Source organism: Williamsia sp. Y721, assembly GCF_059683565.1.
The window spans coordinates 845,793-862,305 of the sequence record NZ_JCASNH010000003.1 but is presented as its reverse complement, the minus strand read 5'-3'; the positions used below and the strand labels follow the sequence as shown (position 1 = coordinate 862,305).

The window sequence follows — 16,513 nt, the reverse complement described above, 5'->3', positions numbered from 1 at the left end:
GATCAGGGTCAGTCCGACGACGCTCATCCGACGCCCCTTCCATGACCTGCATCGCGCACAGTTGCGTGGAATCGTTCGGACGCAGCCTGATTCACTTCGACCATCTCGGACACTGACGTCTTCTTCGCTGGCGGCGACACGGCCAGGTCAGCGAGACTCGCCGCGATCGCTAACGACGCATGCACACCAGCGAGCAGCAAGCTCTTGTGCTGGTCATAGGCGTTCTCAGACTCGGGGCTGACCGCATACTCAGCGAGACGTTCCGCGTCAGCGCGGTGCTCGGCGGCCGTCACCACTCACCGTCCACAACGTCTATGTCCGAAGCGACGACGTCGATCACCATGACGAGTGAGCCGACAACGACCACCACGGTGAGTGCACAGATCCCGAGAAGTGCTTTCTTCCACCAGGTCATGACGCCACCTGCTTACGCTTCGTCGGGGTGAGTTCGGCTGTCAGGCGGGCTCGTTCACGTTTCGCGCCGACACCAATACCCAGCCGGCGATCCAACTCCGCGAGTTGCTCGACAGAGGTGCGCTCATACCGGGCCTCGAGACGATCGAACGCCTCCAGATCACGGTCTTCCCGGCGCGCGCTCACTTCACGGCCTCACCTTCGAGTTCGGCGACCAGCGCTGCGATCGCATCAACGAGCACGCCGGGGCCTTCGTTGTCGATCTGCTCCAGCGCGGCGATCATCCTGTCCGCCTCGTCAGCTGTCATCGGCAACTCTGTGAAGTCGGCGCGGTCGAGGAATTTCTCGGTGACCAGACGCCGCTTATCCCTCGCGGTCTTCGGAAGTCCTCCAGCGACGAGAAGCGAATTGAGCCGCGTGTTCTGCCCCGACGTGGGCTTCGATGCGACGGAGGTGAGGGGCTCTTGATCTGCTGCGCCGTCCGGTTCAGGCGTCGGGGAGGGCTCATCTTGTGTTGTCACGGCCGCGGCCGCGGGTTCGTCTGCGGGTTGCGGTTCCGGACCATCCGCGACGGGCTTAGCCTTCGGGGGTTCGACACCGAGCCGGGCCTTCAGCGCGTCTAAATCGACCCGCGATGTGGTCTCGTTGCGGACTGGGCGTGGGGCCTCGTCGTAGTCGTTCTCCGACTCCAGTTCCTCGTAGCTAAAGGCGATACCCAGCAGGACATCAGGTGCGAGGTGCCGGCATACCTCCGTAGCGGCCTTCGCATAAAGCATGGCCTTGGGGTCCTTGATGTACTTCTCGTTGCCGATCAACTTGCCGTTGCCGTTGACCTTGTACTTCCCGGTCCGCTCATCGATCGTCGGAACATAGCCGGCCTTCACCGCGCGCTCGATAGTCCACGTCGACGTCTCCTCGGTACCGTCGGGCGCCTGACCCCACACCGTCACCGACTCATCGGAACTCTCGATCGTCTGGATCCGGTACCCATGCCTCTTGATGAGGGCGACCATGGTCCTCGCATACAGCGACGGCATCCCGTGAACGGGAAAGATGTTCTGCAACGACTGGATTGGGTTCAGACCAAGCTCAGCGCCGTAGAGGATCGCGGCAGTGCCGTCCTGCGGCTTACCTCGGTAGATCGCCGGGACCAGCGACGTCGCGCACATCGCGTCGGCAAGTTTGAATGCGGTGTCCATGGCTTCGGCGTGGTCGCGGAGTTGGGCGACAGCACTGGATTGGACAGGCCTGGCGGGCGGGAGGATCTCCAACGAGGAGGGATTGTGCTGTGTTACTTCGACGCTCATGCGGGGTGCCTTTCGAGTTGGCTGATGATTGCTTCGGATTGGCGGGAAGCCCAGTCGGGCCAGGGCGGGTGGTGGACGATGGGCTCGTATCCCGGCCACGTGTCGGTGGCGACGCAGTCGGCGTATAGGTCGATCGCCGCCCGGTTGAGCTGGCGACCTTCCTCGATAGCGACCGCTGGGAGTCGGATCACCGATGGGAGAAACGGGGGCGTCTTCTCCTGGCAGAAGAAGAGGAACTCGGCGTCGACGCCAAGGGCTGCGGCGCCGTCGACGTAGAACGGTTCCTGGCAGTGGTAGCCGTAATCGATTGCGCTCTTGATGAATTGCCGTGGGTCAGCGGCCTTCGTCGTCTTGTAGTCGACGAACAGGGGGTGATCACCGCCGGTGTTCCAGTCCGGGCGACACCGCAAGCGGACGCCGGTGATCGGGTCAGTCCAATACCAGGACTGCTCGGCCACGCCTTGCGCGAACAGCAGTTCACCGAGCGGGTGGGTGAGTGCCGCTTCGGCCATCACTTTGGCGGACTCGTACGTCGCGGTGAGGATCGGGACCTTGCCGGCGGCGCGTGCGTCGGCCGCAGCTTCCTTCGCGGCCTTGGTGCGCCAGTCCTTCGCGTCGATCACCTCGACCGCGGAACCTTCACCGAGGACCAGCGCGTGAGCGACGTGCCCGAAGTCCCATTCCTTCTTCGTCTCGACCCGACCGAACTTGAACTTGGCGGGGCCACCGGGCTCGAGGAGCTTCCGCGCGCCCGACGACGACAGGGAGGACTTGTCTCCGTGGTAGACGAGATCGGAGATTCCGTCGTAGATACCGGGTTCGGTCGGTGCAGTGGTGATGACGTCAGACATGGGGCATCACCGGGTACTCCACGAAGACGTGCCAGACGAAGTCGCCATCACCCTGGGTGAAGGTGCCGATGTACTCGCCGTCGTGCTTGAACGGGTGACCGGTGCCTTCGACGTGAACATCGACCCGGAGCGCATCGTCGGAGTCGGCGATCGCCTCGTACCAAAGTTCGAACGCGGCCTGGCTGTTCTCGCGGGCGAGGATCTGCATCCGCACTGGCGCAACATGGAGCGCCGTGTGAAAACCCCGGAGCTGCAGGGTCTGCGTGTCCTTCAACGGCAACGAAACTCGGTGCACAACACCGGATACGCGTCGGCGGTAGTTGTTCATGCCAGCACCTCATGACCGACCAGAGCGTCGTACCAGCGCTTCACCCACAGGGCATCGCCCATCGCGGTATGTCGGTCGGCTTCGGCTGGTGGTTCGACACCGCACGCCCGGGACAGATCATCCGAGTTCCACGGTAGGGCGGTCGGGTCGAGGTTCTTCGGTGCGTCGTACTTGCCGTGCAGCCAGCCGACCGCAAGGGTCTCGACATCAATCAGGTGATGGTGCCACCGTGGTTCGATCCCGAAGCGACGCAACAAGAGTGCGATGCGTTCGGAATCGAAGTTGGGGACCGCGCCGACGATGTGAACTTTGCGGGTCATGTCGTCGGGTGCCAACGCTGCGTCGATCATCAGGGCGGCGACCTCGGGACTGTGCGCGGCGACCGGGGAGTACCGGCGGTCGTGATCCTCACGGAACGACTGCGGCAGCCGGGCGGCCTTGTCCAGGTCATGCTCGATCTGGATGTGAATGGACCGCTCGATACCGTTCGGCATCCGGCGGATCGCGGCGAACTCCCAGATGTCGTCATCGAGAGACAGGCCCGTGCACTCGGTGTCGCAGAATACGATGTCGCTCATCGACCGACCACCGCCGGAGTGTCCATGCGAGCCAGCCGGTCGAGTGCATTGTCGATCGCCTCAGCCAGTGACTCACCACGGACACGGTTGATCGTCGACGCCACCTCGACGATGCGGGTGTCGCTAGTGAAGTAGCGGATCGACCAGATCGCGGCGTGGTCGGCGCACCAATCGTCGAGGCTCTTGGTCAGCCGACCGAGGGCCTCGTTCGCGTTGCGCTGCTGGGCAATTGTCATGATGTGATCTCTTTCTGTTCCGAAACCATCTCGCCTTCAATGACGTTCGAGACGCCAATGTCGAATCCGTAGCCGTAATAGAACGGGTTTCCCGCTGACCAGCTGACTTTCAGGCGCATGATGTCGCCGAAGTCCGCGAAGATGTGCCACTTCGTGTACCCGTCGGTGGTCGCGACACCGGTGATGATGTGGTCGACGGCTGCGGGGTCGAGGAAGAACTCTTCGAGGTGAGTGTGGGCACAGCAGTCGCTGGTGTCGACGAGCGCAACGCGGCGACCATCGTCCAGCGTCAGGACCAGACCGCTCCCGGTGCCGTATCCCGAGTACCAGTAGGTGTTTTCTGTGCCCTCGAAGTCCTCGGGCCGGAAGTCGGTCAGCTCCGCCTTGATGATCTTGCGGCCGACGACGGACTCGGCCAGCTCGGCGACATTGGTCGGCATCGTTCCGTCGTCCTCAGGCGTGTACCCGTCAGGATGATCCTCGAGGCGATCGGGCGGATAGTTGATGCTCATGCCTGCGCCCCCAAGAAGCTCGTGGCCGCACGGTCCAGCGCTACTTCAGGTGTCGGCCCGTCGCGCTGGACCGTCACGCTGCTGCTCTTCACAACCGCTCGCCAGATCGCTGAGCGGACCTGGCCACCCCATGCGTGCTTCTCGCCGTCCGTGCGGATCTCGATGTTGATCGCACCTCTGGATGTCGCGTCAAAGATGGCGTCGACAGATTCTGCGAGGTTCACGATGCCTCCCGGATGATGGGGCGCAGGTAAATGGTGGTTATGTCGGTGGCCGGGTCGTAGTCGGCGGCGCCGGCGCGGTAGAAGCCGCGGTACCGGTCCGGGCCGAACACGTGCTCGGGGTCGTAGTTCCGGTGGTCGCCACGAAAGTTCAGACGATAGGTGGAGTCGTCGGGAACGAACGGCTCAGGCGCCGGGAACGTCGCGAGCTCGACCATCGCCGCGGCCGCCGATTCCGCCGATGTCTGGGGGAGACGAGCGCGCTGACGGCGCGACAACTTCTTCGCCATCACGCACCCCGCAACCGGTTGACGCGACGCGACCGCCGAGCAACCCGGTTCTTCGCCCGCCGACGCACTGTCTGTCCGACCCGCGGATCCTCCACCACACGGGTCGGCAGCTCCGCGACAGGCCCGAACGCCGGTCGACGGCCGAGAACCTGATCCTCCTGGAAACCGCCATACACCCCGCCGGGCAACGGCATCCGCCCGAACCGGGCCCGACGGCGCATCTGTCTTGACGAAATCGATCGACGGTCATCCTTCGCAGACCGAACTCGGTTGTCCCGGTCCTGGTTGAGGCCGTTGAGGATCGCCAGCTCGTAGGCGGTCGGTTCCCGGTACGTGCGCCGCGGCGGCCGGCACGTCGCATGCTCTTCGTTCCACTGCTCGCGGAACAAGGCGTCGTCGGCGAGCTGGTCCGCGTACTCGTCCGGGTCGTCGCTGTATTGGCCGGCGATCCCGGCCTTCGCGCCGCACCGGTCGCAGTGAAAACTCTCGATCGCGCTCATACCGCAATTCCTTTCTTCTCCAACGCCTTATTGGCGAGGGGGATGGCCTGCGACTGCAGAGCCGCGATCAATTCGATGGCTCCACGTGGGGACAGTTCCTGCTCGGCGACCGTGATCGTCACCGGGAGCCCCGGCACCGCCAGGACGTCGACACCGAGATCGTGGAGGTGGAGCAACAGATCAGGCGACGGCTCTCTACATGCCCAGCACTGGTCCTTCGCGTACCTGACCGCGCTCATCGCACCCTCTCCAAAACATCGAGAGGAGTGGACGGTTCGACGATCCGACCGCGGTCAACCTCCATCACCTTGACCTTGTCGAAGTTGCGCTCGCTCTTGTCGGGAGTGCATGCGACAACCAGGGTGGCGAGGCACACGATGGTGATGAAACCGAGAATGAAATACAGCAGTTGAATGTCCATCAGCGATGGCCTTTCGGGAATGTGTTGGGGGAGGGGAAGTCAGAGGAGTGTGGCGAGTACCGGTTTGGTGGTCTTCTCTTCGATGACCTCGACGAGGTCGGACCAGGCCTTACGGAGGACCGCGCGGGTCGGCTTCAACTTCACGGCCAGGAGCAGCTGGCCACTCGTCACACGGAGCCGGAACCATGCATCGACCCGGTAGGTGTCCATGCCCTCGAACGGCCGCAGTGCGAGCGTCAACGTCTGCGGAACCTCGAGGGTCGCGGTCCGGCCGGCGCGGGTCTCGACGTTTTCACTCCACTCGACCTTCTGGCCGCCGGTCGCCCGGGTGATCGACGACTCGAAGTTCCCGCGAGTGGTGGCGCGGATGGAGTCGATGACCTCCATCAGTTCCGCCTGGGACGGCTCGACAACCGTGTGGAGGAGTTCCTCGATCTTGTCGCCGAAGTCGCTCTGCGGGACGAAGTTTCCGGACAGACGATGCCAGGCTGCCCAGTCCTCGTCAGCGCGGAGTTTCAGTTCGAGTCGGTTATCGCGGTGCCCAGGCCCTTCGAGGGCGTGGTCGTTGTAGATCGCAATGACGCGACCCTTCGTCTCGTCGCCCCACAGCGTCGACTTGTACTCGTGGAGTTCGTACCGTTCCAGCTCGGCGAGGAACGACACCGAGTCGGTGACCAGGCGCGTGCCGGCCTCGGGGGACGACAGCAGCCCGGGCACATACTCGCGGAGATCAACCAGCTTGGTCTCCAGCCCGCTCTCTTTGGAGACAGCGGCGACGATGTGGACGCCTTCCTGGATTCCGTCCGCGAGGTTCGCACCATCAAGGTGGACGAGTTTCTGGACGTCGTCGCCTTGGATGAAAACTTCTGTGTTGTCGGTCATTTGGTGGGCTCCTGGTTGATCTTCTCGACCTGCTCGGTTTCGAACAGGCTGGACTGGCGGGGGTCGTTTCGGTGGAGGGTGCCGTCGTCGTCGGGGAACCACAGCGATCGGCGCGGCTCGACGGGGATGGTGGCCTTGATCGAGTCGGCGATCTTCACCATGTGGTGCATCTCTTTGTCCCGGGTGATCGACAAAGTGACGGTGACCTTGCCGGGCTTCCCGGTCTCAGTGACCGTCTCAACGACCTCGGTGAGACGTTTCGACGCCTCGGTGTGGGCGCGGCCCTGAGCGTGCTGCAACAACACTGCAGCGAAGTCCTGCTCGGACGGTTTGTCAGACATGCGGTTTGCCTCCTCAGGCATGAAAGTCACCGGCGCGGCGCGACGGTTTCGAGTTCCTCGTCGATGTAGCGGTCAAGCTCCAGGTCGGTGACCACGTACTTGCGGCCCTGCTTTTTCAGACGCAGCTTCCCGATGCGGTGCTGCTCGCGGAGGTGGTCGACGCTGCATCCGAGGAGTTCAGCGGCCTGCTTCAGGCTGTGAAGTTTGCGGCGCGGGTCGGTCATCATTCGCCTTCCAGGTATGCGAGGAACTGGCGGGCGATCTGCTCGCCGGCATCATCTGTCGTCCACGGCCCGCACCACCGGTGCACGACCCGGACGAGGAGGTCGTCGACGCCGACCTTTTTGGCCTCCGCGCGAAGGAAGTCGGCCACCTTCTGTGCATCATCGCGGTTCCGAAACTTGCGGGCGCCAACAGCTTTCGTCTCATACCCACCGCCGAACATCGACATGAAGGACGGATGCTGAGCCTCGACGTGAATGTGTTCCTGGACGTACTCGCCGTTCGGCAAGACGAGCGCGAACTCCATGTCGAGGCCGCTCACGATGCGATCACCGCGATGACAGTTCCGGTTACGATCCAGAACGCGACAGTCGCGAGGACGCCGTTGACGATGCCGCCGAACGGAATTCGCGTCGGGATCATCCGGTCACCGCCAGGAGTGCCTGACCGAGCCGCTTGGCGATGAAGTCGACGCCGGTTGGTTGAACGCGTGTGGTGTAGGAGACGCCCACCGATCCGTCGCTGCGCTCGAACTCGTGCGGCCGGACGGTGAAGTGATGCATGTACTTCTGGTAGGGCGTGTTCCGCATCGCGCCCTTGGCGATGAATATGTTGCGGTTCCGGAGTTCGGAGAACAGTTTGTTCTGCGACAGGCCGAGCATCTTCGCGACGTTCCCGACCGCGTACGCACCGTCGGCGTCCATGAATCGGTCGAAGGCGTCAGCCTTGGGGCGGGCGATGGCCAGCTCCCGGTTGGCCTCGTCCAGCAACTGCTTCGCGGCGAGGATGCCGTGAGCCATCTGCTCGATGGGCGACAGTTGCGCTGTGGTCTCGGCTTCGCGGGTCTTGATGACGAAGTAGGTTTGCGCGGCGGCGATCTCCGGCTTGCGTGGGTCACCGTTTAGGGCAACGAGGTAGCAGGCGTAGCGCGATAGGTGGAAGTCAGCCGTGCTCCGCTCAGCACCGCTTCCGATCGGAACCATTCTGTCGGCGCCGACAAAATGGGTGATGGTGTCGTATCCGGCGTTGTGCGCTGACACCTTGGCGCGATCAACCGCGCCGACGAACTTGCGCCATTCCTCGTAACCGAGCAGTGGCATCAGCTCGCGGGCCGACCAGTACTCGCGCCCCTCGGGGGTCACGATCCTGATCGAATCGAATGGGGATACACCGCCCTGTGCAGTGAGGTTACGATGATCTTGCATGGGATCTCCTTCCGCGAGATCTCGTCTCGGACCCGTCGAGCTGGAACTCGGCGGGTTTCTTTATGCCGCCGAGTGCGCCTTTGCCTTGCCGGAGCGCTGCTCGGTAATTGACACCCGCTCCTCGAAAAGGACGTCAGTGGGGACGCCGAGCGCACCCGCGATACGGTCCGCGATCTTGGGCGTGCAGCTGGAAGATCGGCCAGACGTCAAGTGATTGATGAAGCTGGGGTGTACTTCGACGCACCTTGCCAGCTGCCGGCCGCTCATCTTTTTCTCTGGCTCTGGACCCACGAACGCCTGGAGTAGCTGGGAGCTGCGGAGTTTCATCCAAGTCCCTTTCGGTCGTCGTCTGTATCTCGTTGCCATCTCCGACCTTCCCCATCCTGCCTTCTAGGCGCCTATCTGTCAATCAGTACTTGTCGAGTATCTGCCTAGCGCTAGGCACCTGTCAAGCGAATGACAACGATGTGTTTTGCCTGCCTGGGGGTATGCGGCACAATTGCCACTGTCAATTGGTAGGCAGTGATTCGGCCAGCCGACTTGCGCCCAGGTGTGTTCAACATGCATTCGGGCTAGGCGGCACAATTTCGGGAGCGTTGCGCATGACCCAAGGGAACGAACACGCTTCACAGGTGCCCACCCTCACCGAGTTGATCAGCGAACGAAAGCGTTTGCGCGGCTTCTCCTACGCGGACCTGGAGAACCGCGCCGACGCCGTGATCTCGCGCCAGCGATGGCAGCAACTCGGGACCGGTGTGCGCGTGAAGGAGTTCCCGGAGCCGGCAACACTCGAAGCGATGGCCAAAGCCCTCGACGTCGATGTAGCTGAAGTTGTTCTCGCAGCGGCGCGTTCCATAGGGCTTGACGTAAAACGAGGGGCGCAATCCGACTTGGCCGCCCGGCTGCCGTCCACGGCAGACCGCCTCAACGAGGTGCAGCGGGACGCGATTGTGACCCTCGTCCGCTCAATCACGGAGGTCACCAATGACATACAAACTGCGCCGCAACCGCGAGCATCGAGCCAAGCCGAGCCGGAAGTCGAGGAGAGCAAGCCCCCATCCTTGAATCGCGGAGATCAAGGCTGGAGGGCTGATGCACAACGGGCAGGGGGTCGAATCACGAACACGCGCGACGTGGCGGGCTCGCGTCGGCGGGACGAGTCAGATCCCAACCTTGACACTGGACTGCCCACGCCGGATGACGGCGCCAGCCTCGGAGGCGAACGCCAATCGGACTACGACCTGGCCAGCGGCAACCGCCACGTCGGCGGCAAATCAAAACGACAACTGCAGCGCGAGCGCGACGAACAGCTCGGCGAGGAGTCGCAGGATGGGTGACGGCCCAGACAGCGTCGCACCCGCGTGGAAGGACTATCAAGAAGAGGCGGCCGAGTTCTATCGCAATCTCGGGTTCGACGCGGTCACGGATGACCGAGTGAAGGGTGTGCGTGCGACCCACAACGTGGATGTCGTCGTGCGGGGTTCCCGTGCTGGACTTTCATTCATGTGGATTGTTGAGTGCAAGAAGTGGGGCAATCCAGTCCCGAAGGAGAAGGTCGCCACTTTGCAATCCATCGTGTCGGACGTAGGTGCTGACCGAGGAATCATGCTGAGCGAGAGCGGATTTCAATCGGGGGCGCATGATCTTGCCGCCCAGAGCAACGTTGCGCTGACAAGTCTGGCGGTTCTTCGTAAGAACTCGCAGGGAGAGGCAGTTCAGTTGCGCTTGAAGGAGCTGAAGCTGCGGTGTCGTACTGCGAGCCGGGATCTCGATCGAGCGGTCAACCTAACGTCCTATACGCGATCCGCGGGAGCTGGCGCAACGAAGTGGAAGGTTCCGTCGAACTGGGGCCACGACGACTACTTCAAGGTGGGTAGTGGGATTTCATGGATCGATCGGGCGCTCACCAACGCCGAGTTCGACGAGTTTCCTGTGGCACTGCTCCGGGTCGTGGGAGAAGAGACCGTTAGGGCAAAATTCACCTCGATCGATCGACTCCTGCTGGGCGCCGAGTCTGAGTTATCAAAGCTGGAGTCGTTCATCCGCACCGCAGCGCCTACTACCCCGTTCGACCCAGCGGAGTAACTCTGCAAAGGACAAGGATGTAATTTGTTGTAAGGCAACGTTTGTCGGACCTCCTCTCTACGGTCGCAGACCATGACGACATACCATCCGTGGCGCGATGCTCGAGGGCGTAAGCACCTCGACATCAGGTTCGTTGATCACCTCGCAACAGGTATTCGTGGTTGCTCGCGCAATGGCCGGGTCGACCTGCAGCGTGACATGCACCAGGACGAGCGACGGTCGAGCCTGTCGCACGAACTGGTGCACGACGAGCGACGGATCTACCCAGACGACCCTGTGCTTCGGGCCCGCGAGGAGATCGCCGTCGAGCGTATTGCCGCGCGCAGGCTGATCCACATCGAAAGGCTGATCGATGTTCTGTGCTGGACCCGGCACGCCGACGAAGTGGCCGAAGAGCTTTGGGTGGACGTACCGATGCTCGTCGCACTGATCCAATCGCTCACCGACGAGGAACGCCGCCACATCAACACTGAGCTGTGCCACCGCGGCAAACGGCATGACTGACCTCGAACGCCGACTCCTCAATTTCGAGGGCCAGTGGTGGCAGGCGCGCGGCAACAAAGAGTCCGCGATCCGAGTGCAGTTCGGTTGGTCGGCGGTTCGCTACGCGCAGAAGCTGAACACCCTCTTGGATGACAACGACGCACTCGCACACAACCCGATTCTCGTGAACCGGTTGCGCCGCATTCGATTCGAACGGGTGATGGCCCGTGAGCAAAGGAGGAGCTTTCGATAATGAATGAGCCGGACCATAACTTGCCAAAACCCCCAATCACTGACGGCATGATCGATGTGGAACTCGCACGTCAACGAAAGCGGCGGTTACTTATCGGCAGCGGACTAGCAGCCATTCTGGCCACCGTGCTGGCCATCGTTCTCGTGGTCACTTTCGCTGGCGACGAAGCGACTTTGGAAGACCGCCTCGTTGCCGAATGTCAGCGCACTGTGGAGGAGAACTCTTCCTCGATCGCGCTACGCGGTAAGCCGCTCAACTTCGCGTACTCCGACATGAAGGCGACCGAGTATCCCGGCGGTGCGCCTGGAACGGATCGATGGCTGGTCTCGGGTCAGTTGGAACTTGAGATGGAGGCTACCGAGACATTGCCGGCGCACACGTGGGACAGCGACGGCGCTCCGCCGGAGAAGGTGACGGACTCGGGCGAGCTGAAATGCAGGATGGGCCATCGCGCGTCTGACGATGTACTCGTGGTGTTCGAGTTCATGCACTACCACCCGACGAGCGGCGGCGGCGTGGGGAAGCAAATGGTGTATGAGGAGGGTTCGGGGGATCAGTCCAGTAGCTGGGGTTGAACTAGCGCGACCGAACGAAAAGAGGCGCCCCGCCTAAGCGGAGCGCCTCTTTCGTGTGTACTTCGTACCTTAGTCGGTACTTCAGTGTGTAGTTCCTGGTTGCGAACTACCCCTGAGCTGGAGCGGGTGACGGGAATCGAACCCGCGTAGCTAGTTTGGAAGACTAGGGCTCTACCATTGAGCTACACCCGCGTGCATACGACATCACTGGGATCGCCACTGCTGCCGCTGCGAAAGGAACTGTACCGTCTCGATCCTGCGGACGAGAAATCGCCTGGTCGCCGTGGCGTGGCTGTGCCCCGTGGGCGACCGGTTTAGGTTCGTGGCGCATTGACACGTAGTATTTGCGTTCGGTGAAAGCGGCGCTCGTCGCCTGCTTTCACGAGAAGACCTCACGGGATGTGGCGCAGCTTGGTAGCGCATCCGCTTTGGGAGCGGAGGGTCGCAGGTTCGAATCCTGTCATCCCGACTCTAGAAAGAAACGCACTACAAGGGAGTCAAGTGAAGAGCACCGTCGAGCAGATCAGCCCGACGCGGGTCAAACTCAACGTCGAGGTTTCTTTCGAGGAACTCGAGCCGGATTTCGCCCGCACCTACAAGACGATGGCACGGGACATCCGGATCCCCGGCTTCCGTCCCGGTAAGGCGCCCGCCAAGCTGATCGAGGCCCGTGTCGGCCGCGACGCGGTCCTTGCTCAGGTCGTGAACGACGCGATCCCGGCCAAGTACAGCGAAGCTGTCGATGCCACCGAGATCAAGGCGATCGGCCAGCCCGAGATCGATCTGTCCGAGCTGGAATACGGCAAGAGTGTCACGTTCACCGCTGAGGTCGACGTGCGCCCCGAGATCGACCTGCCGGATTACTCGACCCTCGAGGTCGAGGTCGAACCGGTGGCGGTTGACGACGAGGCCGTCGAAGAGCAGCTCGAAGCTCTGCGCGCCCGCTTCGGCACCCTGACCGGTGTCGATCGTCCGGTCGCCGATGGCGACTTCGTCTCGATCGACCTGTCGGCCACCATCGACGGCAAAGAGGTCGAAGAAGCCGCGACGAGCGGTCTGTCCCACGAGGTCGGCTCCGGTGAGCTGATCGACGGACTCGACGAGGCCCTCATCGGCCTGTCGGCCGGCGAAGAGAAGGTCTTCAAGAGCACGCTGGTCGCCGGAGATCACAGTGGCGACGAAGCAGACGTGACCGTCAAGGTTGTCTCGGTCAAGGAGCGCGAGCTTCCCGAGGTCGACGACGAGTTCGCCCAGCTGGCCAGCGAGTTCGACACCGTCGACGAGCTGAAGGCCGACCTGCGCGAGCGTGTCGCCCGGTCGAAGAAGATGGCGCAGGCAAACGCCATCAGCGAGGCGCTGGTCGCCAAGCTGGTCGACACCATCGATGTCCCGCTGCCCGAGGCGATCGTGACCGCCGAGGTCGACGGCCAGATCCATCAGGTCGTCCACAGCCTCGGCCACGACGAAGAAGCATTCGAGCGTCTGCTCGAGGCCCAGGGGACCACCCGCGAGAAGTTCGAGGCCGAAGCGCGTGAGGCTGCCGAGAAGTCGGTCAAGACCCAGTTGCTGCTCGACGCGATCGCGGACCAGCAGGAAACCGACGTCGCGCAGGACGAGCTGATGCAGCAGATCATGTTCCAGGCGCAGCGCTACGGCATGCAGCCCGCCGAGTTCGCTCAGCAGCTGCAGCAGGCCGGACAGGTCGGCGCGGTCTACGCCGAGGTCCGTCGTAGCAAGGCACTGTCGTCGATCGTCAACGAGATCACCGTCAAGGACACCGACGGCAACGTTGTCGACACCGAAGAGTTCTTCCCGAAGCAGGTTGCCGACGCCGAGGGCGACGAGTCGACCGACCAGACATAAGAGACAAAACGCCAGCAAGCATTCTGCTGTCAGCGAATAGGGGCGACGCCGAGGGTTCGGCGTCGTCCCTATTCGTTACTGTCGAAGTCAGCAGTCAATTCATTGTGAGTCCGTTGAACGAAAAATCCCGGGAGCTGATCCCGGGACGCGAAGGTAGGTACCGTGACTGAGCCGAAGATCCACACGCCAGCACTCTCCGGAGTAACCGCGAGTTCGGGTGTGGCCGGACTTAATCTGACCGACTCGGTCTTCGAGCGTCTGCTGCGTGAGCGAATCATCTTCCTGGGCACCCAGGTCGACGATGAGATCGCCAACCGGCTGTGCGCGCAGATCCTGCTGCTCTCTGCAGAGGATCCGACCAAGGACATCAACCTCTACATCAACTCGCCCGGCGGTTCGGTCACCGCAGGTATGGCGATTTTCGACACCATGCAGCTCGCACCCTGCGACATCTCCACGTACGCGATGGGTATGGCGGCATCGATGGGGCAGTTCCTGCTCGCCGCGGGAACCAAGGGTAAGCGGCACGCGCTGCCACACGCCCGGATCATGATGCATCAGCCGTCCGCCGGTATCGGTGGAACCGCGGCCGACATCGCGATCCAGGCCGAGCAGTTCGCACTGACCAAAAAAGAGATGAACAAGCTCAACGCCGAGTTCTCGGGGCAGACGCTCGAGCAGATCGAGCTGGACGCTGACCGCGACAAGTGGTTCACCGCCGAGCAGGCCAAGGAATACGGCCTCGTCGATCACGTGATCACGCGCGCCTGACCGCATCCGTGGCCGAGCTCCGCTCCGCTTCGTCTCCGGCCCCTCGCACACTCATCGGAAAGTAATGAGGACCATGAACAATCTTTCACCCCAGTCGCGGTACATCCTTCCCTCGTTCATCGAGCACACACCCAACGGTGCACGCGAGTACAACCCCTACGCAAAGCTGTTCGAAGAGCGAATTGTCTTCTTGGGCACCCCGATTGATGAGACCGTCGCGAACGACATCATGGCGCAGTTGCTGGTGCTCGAGTCGCAGGATCCCGACCGCGACATCATCATGTACGTGAACTCGCCCGGTGGCAGCGTGCCGGCGATGCTCGCCATCTACGACACGATGCAGTACGTCCATTGCGACATCGCGACCGTCTGCCTCGGCGAGGCCGCTTCGGCTGCCGCGATCGTGCTGGCCGGTGGAACCCCCGGCAAGCGGGCGGCCCTGCCGAACGCAACGATCCTGATCCACCAGCCGCGCACCGGTGGGGCATACCAGGGCCAGGTCTCCGACCTGGAGATCCAGGCCGCCGAGATCGAGCGCATCCGCCGGAAACTCGACGACATCCTGGCCGGACACACCGGGCAGCCTGCCGACAAGATCCGCAAGGACACTGATCGCGACAACATCCTGACAGCCGAGATGGCCAAGGAGTACGGCATCATCGACGAGGTCTTCGCGTACCGGAAGAAGTCCGGCCGTAAGTAGTCGGTCACCTGTCGCGGGCCGCCAATTGGGCCCGCGACATTTGGCTTTATCGGTCGAAGTTCCGCCCACCTACGGGTACGGTCGTGAGTACTGTGCTCCCCGTGAGCTGGGGCGGGCCGTAAGACGGCTACGTCTTACGGATATCAGGGTCTTTGGGGCATCAGGTAACGGAAGTAGGGACAGCAACAGATGGCACGTATCGGAGATGGTGGCGATCTTCTGAAGTGTTCTTTCTGCGGAAAGAGCCAGAAGCAGGTCAAGAAACTGATCGCTGGACCCGGTGTGTACATCTGTGATGAGTGCATCGACCTGTGCAACGAGATCATCGAAGAGGAGCTGGCGGAGACCAGCGACGTCAAACTCGATGAGCTCCCCAAACCGGCTGAGATCCGGGACTTCCTGGAGAACTACGTCATCGGGCAGGACACTGCGAAGAAGACGTTGGCCGTGGCGGTCTACAACCACTACAAGCGCATCCAGGCGGGCGACCGCAAGGACTCGCGTGGGGCGGAACCGGTCGAGTTGGCGAAGTCGAACATCCTGATGCTCGGTCCCACCGGTTGTGGCAAGACCTACCTGGCCCAGACCCTGGCCAAGATGCTCAACGTCCCGTTCGCCATCGCCGATGCCACAGCGCTCACCGAGGCGGGTTACGTCGGTGAGGATGTCGAGAACATCCTGCTGAAGCTGATCCAGGCGGCCGACTACGACGTCAAGCGTGCCGAGACCGGCATCATCTACATCGATGAGGTCGACAAGATCGCCCGCAAGAGCGAAAACCCGTCGATCACCCGCGACGTCTCAGGTGAAGGCGTCCAGCAGGCGTTGCTCAAGATCCTCGAAGGCACGCAGGCGTCGGTGCCGCCGCAAGGTGGTCGCAAGCATCCGCATCAGGAGTTCATCCAGATCGACACCACCAACGTGCTGTTCATCGTTGCGGGTGCCTTCGCCGGGTTGGACAAGATCGTTTCCGACCGAATCGGCAAGCGGGGCATCGGTTTCGGCACCGAGGTTGCGAAGAACGACAACGACAGCAGTGACTACTTCGCCGAGGTCCTGCCCGAAGACCTGATCAAGTTCGGATTGATCCCCGAGTTCATCGGCCGTCTTCCGGTGATCGCATCGGTGACCAAGCTGGACAAGCCGTCGCTGATCAACATTCTCTCGGAGCCCAAGAACGCTCTGGTCAAGCAGTACGCGCGTCTCTTCGACATGGACGGCGTCGAACTCGAGTTCGACGACGAGGCACTCGAGGCGATCGCCGATCAGGCCATCCATCGCGGAACCGGTGCTCGTGGACTTCGCGCGATCATGGAAGAAGTTCTGCAGCCGGTGATGTACGACATCCCCAGCCGCGACGACGTCGCCAAGGTTGTCGTCACGGGAGAAACCGTGCGCGACAACGTTCTTCCGACGATTGTCCCGCGCAAGCCGCGCCGCGACGAACGGCGTGAGAAGAGCGCCTAGCGGCG

The 16,513-nt window shown here is 62.4% G+C and carries 28 protein-coding genes and 2 tRNA genes; 10 read left to right on the top strand and 20 right to left on the bottom strand.

Annotated elements, in window-relative coordinates; all coding sequences use genetic code 11:
- Positions 1–23: 23 nt before the first annotated feature.
- From AC56PL_RS18825 to AC56PL_RS18735, 19 genes are all read right to left on the bottom strand, one after another.
- Entirely contained in the window at positions 24–293 is a 270-nt protein-coding gene (locus AC56PL_RS18825) for a hypothetical protein (RefSeq protein WP_497154728.1), read from the bottom strand.
- Positions 290–415 (bottom strand): hypothetical protein, encoded by a 126-nt coding sequence (locus AC56PL_RS18820; protein WP_497154727.1) that lies wholly within the window; start codon positions 413–415, stop codon positions 290–292. Before AC56PL_RS18820 ends, AC56PL_RS18825 begins: the two co-directional genes overlap by 4 nt.
- The gene (locus AC56PL_RS18815) at positions 412–600 is read right to left on the bottom strand and encodes a hypothetical protein (protein WP_497154726.1); all 189 of its coding nucleotides are present in this window, start codon (positions 598–600) and stop codon (positions 412–414) included. Before AC56PL_RS18815 ends, AC56PL_RS18820 begins: the two co-directional genes overlap by 4 nt.
- The gene (locus AC56PL_RS18810) at positions 597–1,721 is read right to left on the bottom strand and encodes a hypothetical protein (protein ID WP_497154725.1); all 1,125 of its coding nucleotides are present in this window, start codon (positions 1,719–1,721) and stop codon (positions 597–599) included. Before AC56PL_RS18810 ends, AC56PL_RS18815 begins: the two co-directional genes overlap by 4 nt.
- Positions 1,718–2,572, bottom strand: a complete 855-nt coding sequence (locus AC56PL_RS18805; protein ID WP_497154724.1) for a PD-(D/E)XK nuclease-like domain-containing protein — start codon at positions 2,570–2,572, stop codon at positions 1,718–1,720. Before AC56PL_RS18805 ends, AC56PL_RS18810 begins: the two co-directional genes overlap by 4 nt.
- Positions 2,565–2,900, bottom strand: coding sequence for a DUF7352 domain-containing protein (locus tag AC56PL_RS18800; RefSeq protein ID WP_497154723.1), 336 nt, complete (start codon positions 2,898–2,900; stop codon positions 2,565–2,567). The genes AC56PL_RS18805 and AC56PL_RS18800 overlap by 8 nt, the downstream gene beginning before the upstream one ends.
- The gene (locus AC56PL_RS18795) at positions 2,897–3,478 is read right to left on the bottom strand and encodes a hypothetical protein (protein ID WP_497154722.1); all 582 of its coding nucleotides are present in this window, start codon (positions 3,476–3,478) and stop codon (positions 2,897–2,899) included. Before AC56PL_RS18795 ends, AC56PL_RS18800 begins: the two co-directional genes overlap by 4 nt.
- Positions 3,475–3,714, bottom strand: a complete 240-nt coding sequence (locus AC56PL_RS18790) for a hypothetical protein (protein ID WP_497154721.1) — start codon at positions 3,712–3,714, stop codon at positions 3,475–3,477. Before AC56PL_RS18790 ends, AC56PL_RS18795 begins: the two co-directional genes overlap by 4 nt.
- Positions 3,711–4,226 (bottom strand): DUF7448 domain-containing protein, encoded by a 516-nt coding sequence (locus AC56PL_RS18785; RefSeq protein ID WP_497154720.1) that lies wholly within the window; start codon positions 4,224–4,226, stop codon positions 3,711–3,713. Before AC56PL_RS18785 ends, AC56PL_RS18790 begins: the two co-directional genes overlap by 4 nt.
- Entirely contained in the window at positions 4,223–4,450 is a 228-nt protein-coding gene (locus AC56PL_RS18780; RefSeq protein ID WP_497154719.1) for a hypothetical protein, read from the bottom strand. Before AC56PL_RS18780 ends, AC56PL_RS18785 begins: the two co-directional genes overlap by 4 nt.
- Complete coding sequence (locus AC56PL_RS18775; protein ID WP_497154718.1) at positions 4,447–4,737, bottom strand: hypothetical protein; 291 nt, start codon at positions 4,735–4,737, stop codon at positions 4,447–4,449. Before AC56PL_RS18775 ends, AC56PL_RS18780 begins: the two co-directional genes overlap by 4 nt.
- The gene (locus tag AC56PL_RS18770; protein WP_497154717.1) at positions 4,737–5,237 is read right to left on the bottom strand and encodes a hypothetical protein; all 501 of its coding nucleotides are present in this window, start codon (positions 5,235–5,237) and stop codon (positions 4,737–4,739) included. The genes AC56PL_RS18775 and AC56PL_RS18770 overlap by 1 nt, the downstream gene beginning before the upstream one ends.
- A complete protein-coding gene (locus tag AC56PL_RS18765) occupies positions 5,234–5,476 on the bottom strand; it encodes a hypothetical protein (RefSeq protein ID WP_497154716.1) in 243 nt (80 codons plus the stop codon). Before AC56PL_RS18765 ends, AC56PL_RS18770 begins: the two co-directional genes overlap by 4 nt.
- Positions 5,473–5,658, bottom strand: coding sequence for a hypothetical protein (locus tag AC56PL_RS18760; RefSeq protein WP_497154715.1), 186 nt, complete (start codon positions 5,656–5,658; stop codon positions 5,473–5,475). The genes AC56PL_RS18765 and AC56PL_RS18760 overlap by 4 nt, the downstream gene beginning before the upstream one ends.
- A gap of 39 nt (positions 5,659–5,697) precedes the next feature.
- Positions 5,698–6,540, bottom strand: a complete 843-nt coding sequence (locus AC56PL_RS18755) for a DUF2303 family protein (RefSeq protein WP_497154714.1) — start codon at positions 6,538–6,540, stop codon at positions 5,698–5,700.
- Entirely contained in the window at positions 6,537–6,881 is a 345-nt protein-coding gene (locus tag AC56PL_RS18750; protein ID WP_497154713.1) for a YfdP family phage-associated protein, read from the bottom strand. The genes AC56PL_RS18755 and AC56PL_RS18750 overlap by 4 nt, the downstream gene beginning before the upstream one ends.
- 26 nt (positions 6,882–6,907) lie before the next feature.
- Positions 6,908–7,108 carry a helix-turn-helix domain-containing protein gene (locus AC56PL_RS18745; RefSeq protein WP_497154712.1) on the bottom strand — a complete coding sequence of 67 codons (201 nt, stop codon included), beginning with the start codon at positions 7,106–7,108 and terminating at the stop codon, positions 6,908–6,910.
- On the bottom strand, positions 7,105–7,425 hold the full coding sequence (locus AC56PL_RS18740) for a hypothetical protein (RefSeq protein WP_497154711.1): 321 nt from the start codon (positions 7,423–7,425) through the stop codon (positions 7,105–7,107). Before AC56PL_RS18740 ends, AC56PL_RS18745 begins: the two co-directional genes overlap by 4 nt.
- Positions 7,426–7,522: 97 nt before the next feature.
- Entirely contained in the window at positions 7,523–8,308 is a 786-nt protein-coding gene (locus AC56PL_RS18735) for a phage antirepressor KilAC domain-containing protein (RefSeq protein WP_497154710.1), read from the bottom strand.
- A 632-nt stretch (positions 8,309–8,940) separates the two neighbouring features.
- Here AC56PL_RS18735 and AC56PL_RS18730 point away from each other — a divergent pair.
- The 5 genes from AC56PL_RS18730 to AC56PL_RS18710 all read left to right on the top strand — a co-directional run bounded on the left by AC56PL_RS18730 (position 8,941) and on the right by AC56PL_RS18710 (position 11,704).
- Complete coding sequence (locus AC56PL_RS18730; protein ID WP_497154709.1) at positions 8,941–9,645, top strand: hypothetical protein; 705 nt, start codon at positions 8,941–8,943, stop codon at positions 9,643–9,645.
- Positions 9,638–10,393, top strand: a complete 756-nt coding sequence (locus AC56PL_RS18725) for a restriction endonuclease (RefSeq protein WP_497154708.1) — start codon at positions 9,638–9,640, stop codon at positions 10,391–10,393. The genes AC56PL_RS18730 and AC56PL_RS18725 overlap by 8 nt, the downstream gene beginning before the upstream one ends.
- A 72-nt stretch (positions 10,394–10,465) precedes the next feature.
- Positions 10,466–10,897, top strand: a complete 432-nt coding sequence (locus AC56PL_RS18720; protein ID WP_497154707.1) for a hypothetical protein — start codon at positions 10,466–10,468, stop codon at positions 10,895–10,897.
- Positions 10,890–11,129, top strand: coding sequence for a DUF3263 domain-containing protein (locus tag AC56PL_RS18715; RefSeq protein ID WP_497154706.1), 240 nt, complete (start codon positions 10,890–10,892; stop codon positions 11,127–11,129). The genes AC56PL_RS18720 and AC56PL_RS18715 overlap by 8 nt, the downstream gene beginning before the upstream one ends.
- Positions 11,129–11,704: a hypothetical protein gene (locus AC56PL_RS18710; protein ID WP_497154705.1), complete on the top strand. Its 576-nt coding sequence runs from the start codon at positions 11,129–11,131 to the stop codon at positions 11,702–11,704. Before AC56PL_RS18715 ends, AC56PL_RS18710 begins: the two co-directional genes overlap by 1 nt.
- 118 nt (positions 11,705–11,822) lie before the next feature.
- On the opposite strand, the gene AC56PL_RS18705 is transcribed toward AC56PL_RS18710, so the two are convergent.
- Positions 11,823–11,896: transfer RNA gene (locus tag AC56PL_RS18705), tRNA-Gly, on the bottom strand.
- A 203-nt stretch (positions 11,897–12,099) separates the two neighbouring features.
- Between AC56PL_RS18705 and AC56PL_RS18700 the strand changes: the two genes are divergently transcribed.
- From AC56PL_RS18700 to clpX, 5 genes are all read left to right on the top strand, one after another.
- Positions 12,100–12,173 (top strand) — tRNA-Pro (locus tag AC56PL_RS18700).
- A gap of 32 nt (positions 12,174–12,205) precedes the next feature.
- Complete coding sequence (tig, locus tag AC56PL_RS18695) at positions 12,206–13,567, top strand: trigger factor (protein WP_495516814.1); 1,362 nt, start codon at positions 12,206–12,208, stop codon at positions 13,565–13,567.
- 162 nt (positions 13,568–13,729) lie between these two features.
- Positions 13,730–14,338, top strand: a complete 609-nt coding sequence (locus AC56PL_RS18690) for an ATP-dependent Clp protease proteolytic subunit (protein WP_495516813.1) — start codon at positions 13,730–13,732, stop codon at positions 14,336–14,338.
- Positions 14,339–14,411: 73 nt separating this feature from the next.
- Entirely contained in the window at positions 14,412–15,041 is a 630-nt protein-coding gene (locus tag AC56PL_RS18685) for an ATP-dependent Clp protease proteolytic subunit (RefSeq protein ID WP_482144759.1), read from the top strand.
- 189 nt (positions 15,042–15,230) lie between these two features.
- Complete coding sequence (clpX, locus tag AC56PL_RS18680; RefSeq protein ID WP_495516812.1) at positions 15,231–16,508, top strand: ATP-dependent Clp protease ATP-binding subunit ClpX; 1,278 nt, start codon at positions 15,231–15,233, stop codon at positions 16,506–16,508.
- The last annotated feature ends 5 nt before the right edge of the window (positions 16,509–16,513 follow it).